Origin of the sequence: Arthrobacter sp. R4 (assembly GCF_051365025.1) — a bacterium.
Classification (GTDB): domain Bacteria; phylum Actinomycetota; class Actinomycetes; order Actinomycetales; family Micrococcaceae; genus Arthrobacter.
Genome location: NZ_JBLWIJ010000013.1, coordinates 170,033 through 183,779, shown reverse-complemented (window position 1 = coordinate 183,779; position 13,747 = coordinate 170,033). Strand labels below are relative to the sequence as shown.

The following is a 13,747-nucleotide window of genomic DNA, read 5'->3' as shown; positions in this document are numbered from 1 at the left end:
GAATTTCAGTTCTGACTCACTGGGGAGCAGCTCCGTTTAACGGAAAAGTTCGCATCCCATCACCTCGTAACCTGCCACGCTGGCGAAATGCAGGTTCACCGTGCCCGATTGAGTAGCGATCGTATCCAGCGCGAAGTCCCCGGCGTAGCGTTGGGGCATGGAACAGACGGGGTGCGCTGTTGTAGGCGGAGGGCCTGCGGGCATGATGCTGGGTCTGCTGCTGGCTCGGGCCGGGGTGGAGGTCACCGTACTCGAAAAGCACGGCGACTTCCTGCGGGATTTCCGCGGCGACACCGTGCATGCGTCCACTATCAGGCTGATTGACGAACTCGGGCTGGGCGAGGCATTCCGCAGGCTCCCGCAAAGCCGGCTGAACAGCGTGGCTTTCCCCATCCCCGGCGCCGGCATGGTCACCATTGGCGATTTCGCATCACTGAAGCCCCCTTACAACTACATCGCCATGATGCCTCAGTGGGACTTCCTGAATTTCCTGGCCACCGAGGCGGCGCGCGAACCTTCGTTCACGCTCCTGATGGAGCATGAAGCAACGTCGCTAATGTTCGACGGCGGGCGCGTCGCCGGTGTCCGCTACCGGACACGGGCAGGGACAGAAGGGGAACTGCACGCGGACCTCGTTGTGGCTACGGACGGACGCCATTCGGTGCTGCGCCGGGCCGCCGGCCTGCAGCCCAAGGAATATCCGGTTCCTTTCGACACCTGGTGGTTTAAGCTCCCGCGCCACGCTTCGGAGAAAGGCGCAGTGGCGGGCATCGTTCCGGCCTTCCGGGACCGCGAAGCCATGATCGCGCTGTTCCGCGACGACTACTACCAAATGGGGTACCTCGCCCCCAAGGAAGACAGTGCCAGGATCCGCTCCGAGGGAGTGGACCGTTTCAGGGAACGCGTTGCCGCGTTGCGCCCGGACCTGGCGGATCGGGTCGACGCCATCCGTTCGCTCGATGACCTTCACTGGTTGGATGTGCGGCTGGACCGGCTGCGGCGCTGGTACGTGGACGGGCTGTTGTGCATTGGCGACGCCGCCCATGCGATGTCTCCGGTAGGTGGCGTGGGCATTAATCTGGCCATCCAGGATGCGGTGGCGGTGGCGGACCGGCTGGCTCCGGCACTCCTGGGCGGGCGCGTCACGACGGAGGATCTCGCTGGCGTTCAATGGCGGCGCCGGATGCCCACCGTGATTGTCCAGACAGTCCAGCGCATCATGCACCGGGTAGTGTTCGTCCCGTTGTTCGCCGGAAGAACGCCCGGGCCGCCGCCGGCGCTGCTGTTCGTTCTCCGGCACGTCCCGAGGATGCGGGGGCTCCTTCCGCGGCTCATAGCGTTCGGACCACGGCCTGAACACGCGCCCGGCTTTGCCCGCCGGCACCAGCCACGGGGCACGCGCGGAAGCCACTAAACTGGAGACCATGACTCCCCCTCTTGACGCCACTGCTGCACGCGCCCGCCTCCTTGAACTCATTAAGGAGCTCGCCGTCGTCCGCGGCAAGGTGATCCTTTCCAGCGGAGCGGAGGCCGACTACTACATCGACCTGCGCCGCATCACTTTGCACCACGAAGCCTCCAAGCTGGTGGGCCAGGTCATGCTGGCACTGGCGGACGACGCCGGCATCGACTTCGAGTGCGCCGGCGGACTGACCATGGGTGCTGACCCCGTGGGCACCGCCGTGATGCACGCCGCGGTTGACGCCGGCCGGACGGTTGACGCCTTTGTGGTCCGTAAGGCGCAGAAGTCCTACGGGATGGGCCGCCAGGTCGAGGGCCCGTCCGTCGACGGGCGGAAAGTGCTGGTACTGGAGGACACGTCCACCACCGGCGGCTCGGCGCTCACCGCAGTTGAGGGCGTCCGCAAGGCCGGCGGCAACGTTGTGGCTGTGGCTGTCATCGTGGACCGCGACACCGGGGCCAAGGAAAAAATCGAAGCCGAGACCGGCGTTCCGTACCTCTTTGCGTTCGGCAAGGACGAACTGGGTCTTTCCTAGTTCTAACCCGGCCGGCACCCGCGTAAACTGGTGCCGGCTGGACTGGCGCTGGGGGTCGTCCTAGTATTTGCTCAACCCTCTTCTGCAGCTATTGGAGAACGCGCCATGCTCCCACCGGAACTCCCTTTGAACACCACCGAGCAGGTCCAGAACCTCATCCTGGACAGCGCGGATTTTGAGCAGTTCCTCAACGAGCTGGCAAGGTTCTCAGCCCACCAGGTGGCAGGGGACGGCGACGACGCCCTGTGCGGCATCACCCTGCTGCGCGACCGCAAAGCCGCAACCATCGGCTGGAGCAGCGATTCCGCCCGTGAAGTGGATGAAATCCAGTACTCACTGTCGCAGGGCCCGTGCCTGACTGCCGCCGAAGAGGAACGCGAAGTGAACGTCCCTGACCTGTTCGAGGAGGACCGCTGGGGCCCGGACTACGCCAATGCCGTGGCATCCCACGGGCTGCGTTCCGTCCTCTCCCTGCCGTTCAACCTCCAGGGCGAAGCAAAGGCAGCACTGAACCTCTATTCGGACGTACCGCACAAGTTCGACGAACGCGCGGCGGCCAAAGCAAGGGGTTATACGAGGGAAATTTCGCAGGCCTTGCGCCTCGCCGTCAGGTTTTCACTGCACACCGACAGCGCCGCCAATCTGCGCGCAACCCTGGAATCCCGCACCATCATCGACATCGCCGTAGGGATCGTGATGGCCCAGAACCGCTGCAGCCAGGACGCGGCCGTCCACATCCTCACTGAGGCGTCCAGCAACAGCAACACCAAGCTGCGCGATATTGCCAAGTCCCTGGTGGATTCCGTCGGCGGGTCCGGCACGCGCACGCATTACCAGGAACCGGGACAAGCCCAGGCGGGCTAGGCCCGCATGGCTTGTGCCGGGGTGGCTGGAAGGATACGCTTGCCAAGGTTGAGCCGTCGGCCATAGACACCCTTATTTGGAGTACCTATGGACCGCAAATTACACGCCCTCGCTACGCGTGACGTTCTCACCGACACCGTCCGGATCGATATCCGGGGCAGCCTCAATGAGGAATCCCGCCCGGCACTTGTGCACATGATCCGACGCGTTCGGGATATGGGTATCCCTTCACATGTCCACGTTGACCTCTCCAGGGCCGCCTTCGTGGAATCATCAGCATTAGCTGGCCTCCGGAGCGACCTCAACGCCATCGACGGGGCCACGCTTCCGGGCCTGGCCAGTGGCGGTGTTTCGCTGGTTCTCACTCAGTCCGCCGACGAGGCCCCGTTGGAAGATGGCGTCAACGAGCTGTCGCTGGCCGTTACCGACGAGCTCACTGAGGGCTTCCCTGACGGCGGCCAAGGGGAGGCTCCCGCGCCCATCGACGCACTGTTCGGCCGCCCTTTAGCCGAGTATTCCGACGACGAACTCCTCGCCGCCAGTGATTCGATCTTTGCGCTTCTTGATGAGCCGGAAGCATTCGCCGGTTCGGACCTGCTGGCCCGCTACAACGAAATCGGTTGCGAGTTGTCGCGGCGGAACCCGTTTGGAGGCCTGTACGACCCAGCCAGGGAGGGTCAGGCCGCCAGCTGACACCGGAGGCCTTGCCGCGGGAGTTGCAGCAGCGGCTTCCGCTGTGCGTACGGTAGTGATGTGCCGTACAGGGGGGAAGCAGATCCGCAAGGACAGCTTGAACAGCCGGGAACTGACCATGCCCGGCTGCTGGCCGACGCCGCCAGGCTTAGGGAGTTCTCCCGGCGGGGATTCCTTTGGGGCGCAGGAGCGTCCGCCCTGCTGGCCGGGGATATGCTGCTCACCCGCCGGGTCCAGTTGGAGCGGCGGGTCAACCGGATCCTGGAGGTGCCGGACGACTTCGCCGACGCCTACTATCCGGATGCCAGCTGGTTCCTGTTCCCGGGCTATAAGACCAGCTGGGAAGAGGCACAGTGGATCCTCAACGCCCTCCGCGGAGCGCTGAACAAGCGCGGCAGGCTGGCCGCCGTCGGGTATTCAAACCAAGGGCTGGACATCGACGAACTGGTCATTGCAGTCATTGAGCACGTCCGGGCGAAAAAGCTCACCAAGCTGTTTTTTTACGGCCACAGCTTCGGCGGCATGGTGGCTACGCAGGTCGCTGCAAGGCTCCGTGAACTCCACGGTGTGGAAGTGGCGTTCATCCTGCTCGACTCCAGCCCGTACAGCAAGCACGACGTCCTGGACCAGAGCTGGTTCGACGGCGTGGTGTTCCTCTATGAGCGGGGTTTCCGCGTGCCCTCCGTGCTGCGCGGCGGTTACGAGCTGGGGGAGCGGGTGATCCACAAGGACGAACGGAGCTGGCGCCAGATCCTGGACCAGACGTGGGAACAGCTGTCCCCGATCGCCCCGTCCAGTGTGCTCATCCAGTCGGAGTCCGCCTATATCTACCACTTCGACGGACTCCGGTTCGTGGAGAAGCTGGGCGGGACGAAGATGGCCTATATTGGCAACCCCCGGGACCAGACTGTGCGTTACCAGACGGCACTGGAAGCCTGGCAAGCGGCCTTCCGTTCCAACATGGTCTCAACCAACCTCCAAACGGAGGGCGCCCGGCCGGCTCACGCCAGTCCGGGCTGGAACCCCGCCGTATACAGGGCCGTTGTGGAACAACTCATGAACGAGTTCTTCCCCCTGCCCGGCGGGGGATCCCGCGTGTCGGTCTTCTAGATCTGGTTCTTCAGCTCCGCCACGGAGGTCAGGACCTGGTTCGGCCTGAACGGGTAGGAGGCGATGTCTTCCCGCTGGGTGATTCCGGTCAGCACCAGGACCGTGTGCAGGCCCGCCTCCATGCCCGCGATGATGTCGGTGTCCATCCGGTCACCGATCATGGCAGTGGTCTCGGAATGGGCGTCGATCTGGTTCATCGCCGACCGGAACATCATGGGATTCGGCTTGCCCACGACGTACGGTTCCCGGCCGGTGGCCTTGGTAATGAGGGCGGCGATGGCACCTGTCGCGGGCATGGGGCCGTCCTTGGACGGGCCGGTGGCGTCAGGGTTGGTGGCGATAAAGCGTGCGCCGGCCAGGATCAGGCGGATGGCCATGGTGATGGCTTCGAATGAGTACGTCCGGGTTTCGCCGAGCACCACAAAGTCCGGGTCCTGGTCGGTGAGGATGAAGCCGGCCTCGTGCAGCGCCGTCGTCAGTCCAGCCTCGCCGATGGTGTAGGCCCGGTTTCCGGACCCGGAGCCGCGTACCTGGTCCTTCAGGAACTGCGCGGTGGCCAGCGCAGACGTCCAGATGTTCTCCTCCGGAACCTCCAGCCCGGACGCGCGGAGCCGTGCGGCAAGGTCGCGGGGAGTGAAGATGGAGTTGTTGGTGAGCACCAGGAACCGCCTGGAGGTGTCCACCCAGCGCTGGATCAGTTCAGCCGCGCCGGGCACAGCCTGGTTTTCATGGACCAGGACGCCGTCCATGTCCGTCAGCCAGCACTCGATCTCCTGCCCGCTTCGGTAAACCGCGGGTGATCCCTTGACCTCGTCTGTTTTAGCCATGCTTTTCCTCCAACGCCGATGTGCCTTGTCCGGGCTACAGTCTGTCATTCTTCAGGCCACGGAACACGTGAGGCCTGGGAAATGACGACGGCGCGCGAACGCTTTGGCCGTCCGGCCCATCGGCTAGGCTCGTAGAGGCGCCACGGTGCCCAACAGCTGCGGATCGGGGGATGTCCGCGGCAGTTGTTGTGCCGGCCTGCGCTGGCAGGTCCCCGACGTCGGAAATCACCGGGCACCGCGGGAACCGCAGGATGCCTGCCAGCACCTGAAAGGGACCGCCATGAGCAACAACTACAGCGCGCCACCACCACCGCCCAGGGACGCCGAGGACAACCCCCAGGCTCCGCAGCCCGGCCAGCAGCATTCGCACGGTCCGTACCCGGGCCAGCAGTACCCGGGCAACGAAGACACCCAGGCACGGTACCCGGGCCTGCAGTACCCGGGCCACTACGCGCAGCCGTCGGCTCCGCAGCCGCCCCACAGCAACAAAAAGGCGCTGTTCATCATTCTGGGAGCCGTTGCCGCGGTCCTGATCCTGGCCCTCGTGGCGGTGTTCGCCTGGGTGATCCCTACTTTCGCAAAGCCCCAGTCCCAGGACACCCCGCCTCCCGTGGCGACGTCCCAGGCCGCGGAGGAAAGCGCCGCGCCGGAGGAGTCCGCCACGCCGTCGGATGCCACCGCTGACGATGTTCCGGCCGGAGCCATTCCGCTGCCGCCAGGCTGGGCCGACCTGAAGGGGCCGGCGACTGTTCCGGCCGAGGGCGACGCGCTCTTCCGCCGCTTTGTCACGGGGGAATCATCCTTCCAGTACCCCACGTCGTGGACCCTCGATGACACTTTCGGGATCACTACGGACCCGACCACCGGCACGCCCATGCAGCAAAAAGCGCAGGGCACGGAGGAACGGGACGGGGACGGCATCGCCCTGGCCTACGCCTTCTTTGCGGAGGCCGAAGAGGGCAAGTACGGCAAGGAGCCCGAAAAGGTCCAGGGCGCCATCAAGGAGATCGAGGCGAAGTTCAAGGCCATGCCCGCGGCCGAATTGCCGCAGCACCTGGTGGGCCACCGTTGCACCAGCAATTTTGAAACCACAACGCCCGAAATCCGGGAGTTCCGCCGGACTGCCGCCGTCGTGATCGGCTTTACCTGCCTGAACGCCCGCGGAGAAACCATCGAGGCCGTCAACCTGTTTAGTGTCACCCCATGGGGCACGCCGCAGATGGTGGGCGTCAGCGGCCACTCGACGTACTGGGAAGCGAACCCTGACCAGCTGGAGCTGATCGCCAACTCCTACCGCGCCAACCGCTGGAAACTCGAGGGCTGACCCCCGCTAGAGTTGAAGAGTGACTGACCATCCCCAGAACCCGCCGCTGCCCGTTCCACCGCCTGAGGAGGAATCCGGGCAAAAGGCGGAGGTCGGCGTCGGGCCCTGGGAGGGCGAGGCGCCGGCGGGGGACCATTGGGATCCCGAACTGCTGGCTGACGGCGACCGGCGGAACGTCGTGGACCAGTACCGCTACTGGAAGCACGACGCCATCGTGGCGGACCTCGATTCCAAGCGGCACAACTTCCACATCGCGATCGAAAACTGGCAACACGACCTCAACATCGGCACCGTGGTGCGGACCGCAAACGCGTTCCTCGCCAAGGAAGTGCACATCATCGGACGACGCCGGTGGAACAGGCGTGGCGCCATGGTCACCGATCGCTACCAGCACGTCCGCCACCATCCCACCGTGGAGGACTTCGTGACGTGGGCGCAGGGGGAGGGGCTGGCCATCATCGGCATCGATATCTTCCCTGATTCCGTGCCGCTGGAGACCTACGAGCTTCCCAAGGACTGCGTGCTGGTCTTTGGACAGGAGGGCCCGGGGCTCACCCCGGAAGTCCACGATGCCGCGCTGGCAACCCTGTCCATCGAGCAGTTCGGCTCCACCCGCTCCATCAACGCGGCGTCCGCCGCAGCCATTGCGATGCACGCGTGGGTGCGCCGCCACGTGTTCAACCAGCACGTGTCCTAGCCCTCTGCCCCCCGGGGGAGTGTTACCGGTCCGCGAGACGAAACACGGCGCCACGGCAGAAATGGCTAGGATGGTTCCTAGCCGACGAGGTTCACTCCAGGGCCAACCAGCCCGTAGACGAAATTCACTTTAGGAGTCAGCATGCCCATTGCAACCCCAGAGATCTACTCCGAGATGATCGACCGCGCAAAGACGGGCGGCTTCGCATTCCCTGCCGTCAACGTCACCTCTTCGCAGACGCTGAACGCGGCCCTGCGCGGCTTCGCCGAGGCAGAGTCCGATGGCATTGTCCAGGTGTCCACCGGTGGCGCTGCCTACTGGTCCGGCGCCTCCACGAAGGACATGGTGGCCGGTTCGCTGGGCTTCGCCGCGTTCGCACGCGAAGTGGCCAAGAACTACAACGTCAACATCGCCCTGCACACGGACCACTGCCCCAAGGACAAGCTGGACGGCTTTGTCCTTCCGCTGCTGGCAGCTTCCGAGGCTGAGGTCAAGGCCGGCCGGAACCCGATCTTCAACTCCCACATGTGGGACGGTTCGCACGAGCCGCTCAACGAGAACCTGAGCACTGCCCGCGAACTGCTGGCGCGCACCGCTGCCGCGAAGATGATCCTGGAAGTTGAAATCGGCATCGTCGGCGGCGAGGAAGACGGCGTCGAAAACGCCATCAACGACAAGCTGTACACCACGGTCGAGGACGCCCTGGCCACCATCGAAGCCCTCGGCGCCGGGGAGAACGGCCGCTACATCACCGCCCTGACCTTCGGCAACGTCCACGGCGTGTACAAGCCGGGTGGCGTGAAGCTGCGCCCGGAGATCCTCAAAGACATCCAGGCCCAGGTCGGTGCCAAGATTGGCAAGGACAGCCCGTTCGACCTCGTGTTCCACGGTGGCTCCGGCTCCTCTGACCAGGAGATCGCCGACGCCGTTTCCTATGGCGTGATCAAGATGAACATCGACACCGACACGCAGTACGCCTACACGCGTCCGGTGGTGGACCACATGTTCAAGAACTACGACGGCGTGCTGAAGGTCGACGGCGAAGTTGGCAACAAGAAGCTCTACGATCCCCGCGTATGGGGCGCCTCCGCCGAAGCCGGCCTGGCTGCCCGCGTGGTCGAAGCAACCAAGCAGCTCGGCTCGGCCGGAAAGACGTTCTAGGAATGTCCGATGAGTTCCGCAAGAACCTGATGGGTCCTGAGCCCACGCTCCTGCCTGCCGAGACAGAGGTCTACGCACAGCTGGACGCGGGACAGGAAGCGCTGGACCTCGTGGCCAAGTACCCTACGTCGTCGCTGTTGTGGGCTGTACTGGCGGAGGAGGCGTGGGCCGAAGGGCGCACCATCGATTCGTACGCCTACTCACGCGTGGGCTACCACCGCGGGCTGGATTCGTTGCGCCGCAACGGCTGGCGCGGCGTGGGTCCGATCCCGTGGGAGCACGAGCCCAACCAGGGCTTCCTGCGTGCGCTCTACTCGCTGGGACGGGCGTCTTCGGCCATCGGCGAGGCGGACGAGCCGGACCGCATCGAGAAGTTCCTGAACGACTCGGATCCGGCGGCGAAGGCTGCCATCGAAGGCAAATAACAAGCAGTTAATGTTCGACGGCGGGCGGTCACCTTTCAGAAGAAGGTGGCCGCCCGCCGTCGTACAGCCGGTTGGGAGCAGGGTGTACCTAGGCTTTTGCCAGCCCCGTGCGTGCCATGGCGTCCGTGTAGGCCACGCGCATTTCCTCGAGGTACTGTTCCTGCCGTGCCGGCGTGCCGGCGAAGGCGCGGCCACTCAGGGAGCGGACCTTGTAGGTCTTGAGTCCACGGCGCCAGATCATGGGCACCTCGGTCTTGAGCAGCAGGTTGGCCAGGCGGTTGGCTTCGGTTCCGTGTGCCACGATGACCGAGGCGCGGGGGACCAGGGCAAGGAATTTGAGCAGCGGCTTGAGCCCGGCGGAAATCTGGTCAGGCGTGAACTTGCCGTTGACCTCGCCGGGAGTGTGCCACGGGTGGACGTTCCACGGCATCACGAACTCCGGACGCAGGCCCAGCTTCCACTGGATCCCCAGCATGCGGGTGGCGGCGTCGTCGTCGCCGGCGGTGATAAAGCCGGACTTGTCCGCTTCCCCGATGTTCGAGTACAGGCTGATGATGCGGCACTCGTCCACATCGTGCATCGGATCAACGTAAGGGACTTCGGTGTGGGGCTTAACGCTCTGCAGGGAATCGCACAGCTCGTTGACGGCGGCAACGTTGGGTTCGTAACGGCGGCTCAGAAGCTGCTCACGGAAAGATTCAGGTGCCAGGGCTGTCATGTAGTGCTATGTCTCCTGCGGGGCTCGGTGCTGCTGCCAATCCGGAAAATGGGCGCACTGGAGCACGCCGCAGATCCGGGATGGTTAGAAATGTGTGTGGACCGATTCCTGGTCGGTCTCTATCAGTCTAGCAAGCCCTGCGAAACGAAACGCCGGTGGGTCCTCCGGCAAATAGTGCTGGCGGACCCACCGGCGGGGTATAAGCGATCTGGTGGTGTGTCCCTTCATGCCGGCGGCGCGCGCTGACAGGGGATAATCGGGCCCCATCGGCTAAACTTGGGTGGTAAGAGCCCCGGAACTCTTGCATTGCCAGGCCGCACGTCGGAATGGCAAGGCTGGTCCATTCGGGGCATTCTCATGAACGGCGCCGCACCAGCCTGCCACTTCGGTGGACGGACCGGGCGGCCCGAACGAATGGGGGAGGATCCCATGCCAGCAATCGTGATCGTAGGAGCCCAATGGGGCGACGAAGGAAAAGGCAAGGCCACTGACCTTTTGGGCGGCCGGGTCGACTACGTCGTTAAGCCGAACGGCGGCAACAACGCCGGGCACACCGTCGTCGTAGGCGGTGAGAAGTATGAGCTCAAGCTCCTTCCTGCCGGCATCCTTAGCCCCAACGCGGTCCCGATCATCGGCAACGGCTGCGTGGTGAACCTTGAGGCCCTGTTCCAGGAAATCGACGGTCTCCAGGCCCGGGGCGCGGACACCTCCAAGCTCCGCGTTTCGGCCAACGCACACCTCGTCGCTCCCTACCACCAGGTGCTGGACAAGGTGACCGAGCGTTTCCTTGGCAGCCGCGCTATTGGCACCACCGGCCGCGGCATCGGCCCCGCCTACATGGACAAGGTGGCCCGCCTGGGCATCCGTGTCCAGGACGTTTTTGATGAATCGATCCTCCGCCAGAAGGTGGAAGGGTCCCTGCGCCAGAAGAACGATCTCCTGGTCAAGATCTACAACCGCCGCTCCGTTGTAGTGGAGGAGATCGTGGAGTATTTCCTGTCCTTCGCCGAGCGCCTCCGCCCGCTGGTGATCGACAGCACGCTGGTCCTTAACAACGCCCTGGATGAGGGCAAGGTGGTCCTGATGGAGGGCGGCCAGGCAACCTTCCTGGACGTTGACCACGGCACCTACCCGTTCGTCACCTCCTCGAACCCCACGGCTGGTGGTGCTTCGGTGGGCTCCGGTATCGGACCCACCCGCATCTCCCGCTCCATCGGCATCATCAAGGCCTACACCACCCGCGTCGGTGCCGGCCCGTTCCCCACCGAACTGTTCGATGAGATGGGTATGTACCTGCAGAAGACCGGTGGTGAGTTCGGCGTCAACACTGGCCGCCCCCGCCGCTGCGGCTGGTACGACGCCGTCCTGGCGCGCCACGCCTCGCGCGTCAACGGCTTCACGGACTACTTCGTCACCAAACTGGACGTCCTGACCGGCATCGAACAGATCCCGGTGTGCGTGGCTTATGACGTCGACGGCGTCCGCCACGACGAAATGCCCATGACGCAGACGGAATTCCACCACGCCGTGCCCATCTTCGAGTACTTCGAGGGCTGGACCGAGGACATCACCGGCGCACGTACCCTGGCGGACCTGCCGGAGAACGCCCGCAACTACGTACTGGCCCTGGAGAAGCTGTCCGGAACGCGGTTCTCGGCGATCGGTGTCGGCCCGGACCGGGACCAGACCATCGTGGTCAACGACCTCATCAACGACTAGCTTTTACTGAATTACGACGACGGCGGGTCACCCTTGGTTCCACATGGAACCTGGAGGGTGGCCCGCCGCTTTGTCTTGCGCAGCGGTCAGCCGCCTGCCGGGCTGTAAACCTCAGCGCTCTTCGGGGCGCCCACGGAACCGCGGCGAATCAGGCTCGCGGTCAGGGGCGGGCTCCCAGGGGAGGGTTTCCTGCCCTCAATTTGCCGGATCAACGCGGTTGCCGCAGCTTTCCCCATGTCGTACACAGGCTGGGCAATGACTGTGAGCGGGGGAGTGGTCAGACGGGTCCACGCAAAATCGTCATACATCAGCAGGGAAACATCCCCGGGGATGGAGAGGCCTGATTCCTGGATAGCCTCCACAACGCTCAAAGCGATGAGGCCGTCCGAGGCGATGATGGCCGTGGCTGCGTCGGGACCCGCAAGCAGGTCCTTGGTAATACTCCTGATGGATTCCGCATCACCTGCGTTGAGCCGGACCAGGTCCACGGGCTGGGTCAGGCCCTCTTCTTCGAATGCACGGCGGATGCCCTCCAGCCGGTCCGAGATTTGCGAGGAGTCCAACACCATTCCGGGCACGTAGGGCCCATCGGTCCTGACTGTCGAGACGAATGCGATGCGGCGGTGCCCTGCCTCGATGAGGTACTTCGTGGACTCGAAGGAGATAGCGGCCATGTCCACGGCAAAGGTTTCAGCGTCCAATCCCTCAGCAGCGCGATCCAGCAGAACCAGCGGGCGGCCGGAGTCCCGCACGCGCTGCAAATGCTGGCTCTCCACTGACGAGGCCGGCGCCACGATCAGGCCGTCCACGCGCTTGTCCAACAGTACTTGGACGGCCTCGACCTCCGCAGCCCTCTCCTCGTCGGTGTTGATCAGGATGACGTTGTAGCCGCCCTTCTTTGCGGCGTCGGTGATGCCCCTCGTAGCCAGGCCGAAGTGGGGGTTTTCGATATCACCCACCACCACCCCTATGGTGTTCGATTTCCCCGTATTCATGCTCCGGGCAAGCTCGTTGGGGCGATAGGACAATTCCTCCGCGGCGGCCAGGACCCGCTCGCGGACATCATCGCTGACTGCCCCGTAGTTACCGAGTGCGCGTGCGGCCTGGGCTTTGGATACGTTGGCCGCTTTGGCGACGTCGGCGACGGTGATGTCCCGACGCCTTGAACCAGTGGTGCTCATTGAGGCCTTTCGGAAGAGGGCTTGACGGCCCGTGTGGCTTGGGTTACATTTTTTACAACCCACTGTGAGTCCGGTCTCAATCGTAGCCGGTGAGACCGGACTCAGCAAGGGAATTACCCAAAGGCCTTAAGCCTCCTTCTGATTGGACAACTGCTGTGACTAAAGGACTGAACTACCGCCGCGGGGGGATCGTTGCCGCCGCCGTTGCGGCCCTCTTTGCATTCTCGGGCTGCGCCGGATCAACCCCGGCCTCCACAGGCCCGAGCGAAGAAAACCCCTACGGGCTGATTCAGCCCGGCACTATCCGGGTCGCCAGCCTGGGCGACTCGAAGCCGTACACCTTCGCCGACGCAAGCGGAAACTTCACCGGCTTCGACGTTGAACTCTTCAAGGATGTGGCTCACCGGGCAGGCGTTGACAATGTGGTCTTCACCGGTCAGGACTTCTCCGGCCTGCTTGCCGCGGTCGCCAACGGCCAGTTCGACGTTGGTGTGGCTGCTATTGGCATCACTGACAAGCGCAAGGAAACTGTCGATTTCTCTGACGGCTACCTCGCCGGTTACCTGACCGTCATCACCACCAAGGACTCCGGCATCAAAGATGCAGATGGCCTCGCTGGAAAGCGGCTCGGGGTAGTGCAGGGAACACTCCAGGAAGCCTACGCAGTGAAGAACTTCACCTCCGCCAGCCTGGTTCGCTTCCCGGACAACAACACCGCCATCGCCGCCGTGAACAGCGGAACGGTGGACGCCCACTTCCTGGACTACGAGGCCGCAAAGGCTTACCAGGAGCAGCACGGCCTGGTCAGCGCCGCGGACATCCCCTCCTTCGACGCTCCGGCCGGTTTTGCGATCGCGAAGGACAAGCCGGCCTTCAAGGAGGCACTGAACGAGGGACTCGCGGAAGCTATGGAGGACGGCACCTGGAAGAAGCTTTACCAGAAGTGGTTCCCGGGATCCCCGATGCCCGAGCAGTACCTGCCCAAAGCAGAACAGACTGCTACTCCTGCCCCGAGCAAGTAGCCACAACAC

Annotated in this window: 14 protein-coding genes; 11 read left to right on the top strand and 3 right to left on the bottom strand. The window is 64.1% G+C overall.

What is annotated here, in order from left to right; all coding sequences use genetic code 11:
- Window positions 1-157 precede the first annotated feature (157 nt).
- The 5 genes from ACLKOZ_RS09355 (at window position 158) to ACLKOZ_RS09335 (ending at window position 4,664) form a co-directional block, all read left to right on the top strand.
- Window positions 158-1,414, top strand: coding sequence for an FAD-dependent oxidoreductase (locus tag ACLKOZ_RS09355; protein WP_436474567.1), 1,257 nt, complete (start codon window positions 158-160; stop codon window positions 1,412-1,414).
- A 10-nt stretch (window positions 1,415-1,424) separates the two neighbouring features.
- Window positions 1,425-1,997, top strand: coding sequence for an orotate phosphoribosyltransferase (gene pyrE, locus ACLKOZ_RS09350; protein ID WP_337347000.1), 573 nt, complete (start codon window positions 1,425-1,427; stop codon window positions 1,995-1,997).
- Window positions 1,998-2,102: 105 nt separating this feature from the next.
- Window positions 2,103-2,861, top strand: a complete 759-nt coding sequence (locus ACLKOZ_RS09345) for a GAF and ANTAR domain-containing protein (RefSeq protein WP_337346999.1) — start codon at window positions 2,103-2,105, stop codon at window positions 2,859-2,861.
- Window positions 2,862-2,948: 87 nt separating this feature from the next.
- On the top strand, window positions 2,949-3,554 hold the full coding sequence (locus ACLKOZ_RS09340) for a hypothetical protein (protein WP_436474564.1): 606 nt from the start codon (window positions 2,949-2,951) through the stop codon (window positions 3,552-3,554).
- A gap of 60 nt (window positions 3,555-3,614) precedes the next feature.
- On the top strand, window positions 3,615-4,664 hold the full coding sequence (locus ACLKOZ_RS09335; protein WP_436474562.1) for a thioesterase domain-containing protein: 1,050 nt from the start codon (window positions 3,615-3,617) through the stop codon (window positions 4,662-4,664).
- Here the strand turns inward: ACLKOZ_RS09335 and ACLKOZ_RS09330 are convergent.
- Window positions 4,661-5,491: an HAD-IIA family hydrolase gene (locus ACLKOZ_RS09330; RefSeq protein ID WP_436474560.1), complete on the bottom strand. Its 831-nt coding sequence runs from the start codon at window positions 5,489-5,491 to the stop codon at window positions 4,661-4,663. The two genes, ACLKOZ_RS09335 and ACLKOZ_RS09330, sit on opposite strands and share 4 nt — an antisense overlap.
- A 280-nt stretch (window positions 5,492-5,771) precedes the next feature.
- Between ACLKOZ_RS09330 and ACLKOZ_RS09325 the strand changes: the two genes are divergently transcribed.
- The 4 genes from ACLKOZ_RS09325 to ACLKOZ_RS09310 all read left to right on the top strand — a co-directional run bounded on the left by ACLKOZ_RS09325 (window position 5,772) and on the right by ACLKOZ_RS09310 (window position 9,098).
- On the top strand, window positions 5,772-6,815 hold the full coding sequence (locus ACLKOZ_RS09325) for a hypothetical protein (protein WP_436474558.1): 1,044 nt from the start codon (window positions 5,772-5,774) through the stop codon (window positions 6,813-6,815).
- A gap of 19 nt (window positions 6,816-6,834) precedes the next feature.
- The gene (locus tag ACLKOZ_RS09320) at window positions 6,835-7,512 is read left to right on the top strand and encodes a TrmH family RNA methyltransferase (protein ID WP_436474556.1); all 678 of its coding nucleotides are present in this window, start codon (window positions 6,835-6,837) and stop codon (window positions 7,510-7,512) included.
- Between the two features lie 141 nt (window positions 7,513-7,653).
- Window positions 7,654-8,673, top strand: a complete 1,020-nt coding sequence (gene fbaA, locus ACLKOZ_RS09315; RefSeq protein ID WP_337346994.1) for a class II fructose-bisphosphate aldolase — start codon at window positions 7,654-7,656, stop codon at window positions 8,671-8,673.
- Between the two features lie 2 nt (window positions 8,674-8,675).
- Complete coding sequence (locus ACLKOZ_RS09310; protein ID WP_436474554.1) at window positions 8,676-9,098, top strand: DUF3151 domain-containing protein; 423 nt, start codon at window positions 8,676-8,678, stop codon at window positions 9,096-9,098.
- Window positions 9,099-9,186: 88 nt separating this feature from the next.
- Here ACLKOZ_RS09310 and ACLKOZ_RS09305 read toward each other — a convergent pair whose 3' ends face one another.
- Window positions 9,187-9,816 (bottom strand): uracil-DNA glycosylase, encoded by a 630-nt coding sequence (locus ACLKOZ_RS09305; protein WP_337346992.1) that lies wholly within the window; start codon window positions 9,814-9,816, stop codon window positions 9,187-9,189.
- A gap of 429 nt (window positions 9,817-10,245) precedes the next feature.
- On the opposite strand from ACLKOZ_RS09305, the gene ACLKOZ_RS09300 reads away from it, so the two are divergent.
- Window positions 10,246-11,535 carry an adenylosuccinate synthase gene (locus tag ACLKOZ_RS09300; RefSeq protein WP_337346991.1) on the top strand — a complete coding sequence of 430 codons (1,290 nt, stop codon included), beginning with the start codon at window positions 10,246-10,248 and terminating at the stop codon, window positions 11,533-11,535.
- Between the two features lie 86 nt (window positions 11,536-11,621).
- Here ACLKOZ_RS09300 and ACLKOZ_RS09295 read toward each other — a convergent pair whose 3' ends face one another.
- Complete coding sequence (locus ACLKOZ_RS09295; RefSeq protein ID WP_436474551.1) at window positions 11,622-12,716, bottom strand: LacI family DNA-binding transcriptional regulator; 1,095 nt, start codon at window positions 12,714-12,716, stop codon at window positions 11,622-11,624.
- A 155-nt stretch (window positions 12,717-12,871) separates the two neighbouring features.
- Here ACLKOZ_RS09295 and ACLKOZ_RS09290 point away from each other — a divergent pair, with 155 nt between their 5' ends.
- Window positions 12,872-13,738 carry an ABC transporter substrate-binding protein gene (locus ACLKOZ_RS09290; RefSeq protein ID WP_337346989.1) on the top strand — a complete coding sequence of 289 codons (867 nt, stop codon included), beginning with the start codon at window positions 12,872-12,874 and terminating at the stop codon, window positions 13,736-13,738.
- Window positions 13,739-13,747 lie beyond the last annotated feature (9 nt).

What these genes read in the sequence shown, in the direction of transcription:
- ACLKOZ_RS09355 (WP_436474567.1), top strand. Translation starts at nt 158, where the DNA reads ATGGAACAGACGGGGTGCGCTGTTGTAGGCGGAGGGCCTGCGGGCATG.
- pyrE (WP_337347000.1), top strand. Translation starts at nt 1,425, where the DNA reads ATGACTCCCCCTCTTGACGCCACTGCTGCACGCGCCCGCCTCCTTGAA.
- ACLKOZ_RS09345 (WP_337346999.1), top strand. Translation starts at nt 2,103, where the DNA reads ATGCTCCCACCGGAACTCCCTTTGAACACCACCGAGCAGGTCCAGAAC.
- ACLKOZ_RS09340 (WP_436474564.1), top strand. Translation starts at nt 2,949, where the DNA reads ATGGACCGCAAATTACACGCCCTCGCTACGCGTGACGTTCTCACCGAC.
- ACLKOZ_RS09330 (WP_436474560.1), bottom strand. Translation starts at nt 5,491, where the DNA reads ATGGCTAAAACAGACGAGGTCAAGGGATCACCCGCGGTTTACCGAAGC.
- ACLKOZ_RS09325 (WP_436474558.1), top strand. Translation starts at nt 5,772, where the DNA reads ATGAGCAACAACTACAGCGCGCCACCACCACCGCCCAGGGACGCCGAG.
- fbaA (WP_337346994.1), top strand. Translation starts at nt 7,654, where the DNA reads ATGCCCATTGCAACCCCAGAGATCTACTCCGAGATGATCGACCGCGCA.
- ACLKOZ_RS09310 (WP_436474554.1), top strand. Translation starts at nt 8,676, where the DNA reads ATGTCCGATGAGTTCCGCAAGAACCTGATGGGTCCTGAGCCCACGCTC.
- ACLKOZ_RS09305 (WP_337346992.1), bottom strand. Translation starts at nt 9,816, where the DNA reads ATGACAGCCCTGGCACCTGAATCTTTCCGTGAGCAGCTTCTGAGCCGC.
- ACLKOZ_RS09300 (WP_337346991.1), top strand. Translation starts at nt 10,246, where the DNA reads ATGCCAGCAATCGTGATCGTAGGAGCCCAATGGGGCGACGAAGGAAAA.
- ACLKOZ_RS09295 (WP_436474551.1), bottom strand. Translation starts at nt 12,716, where the DNA reads ATGAGCACCACTGGTTCAAGGCGTCGGGACATCACCGTCGCCGACGTC.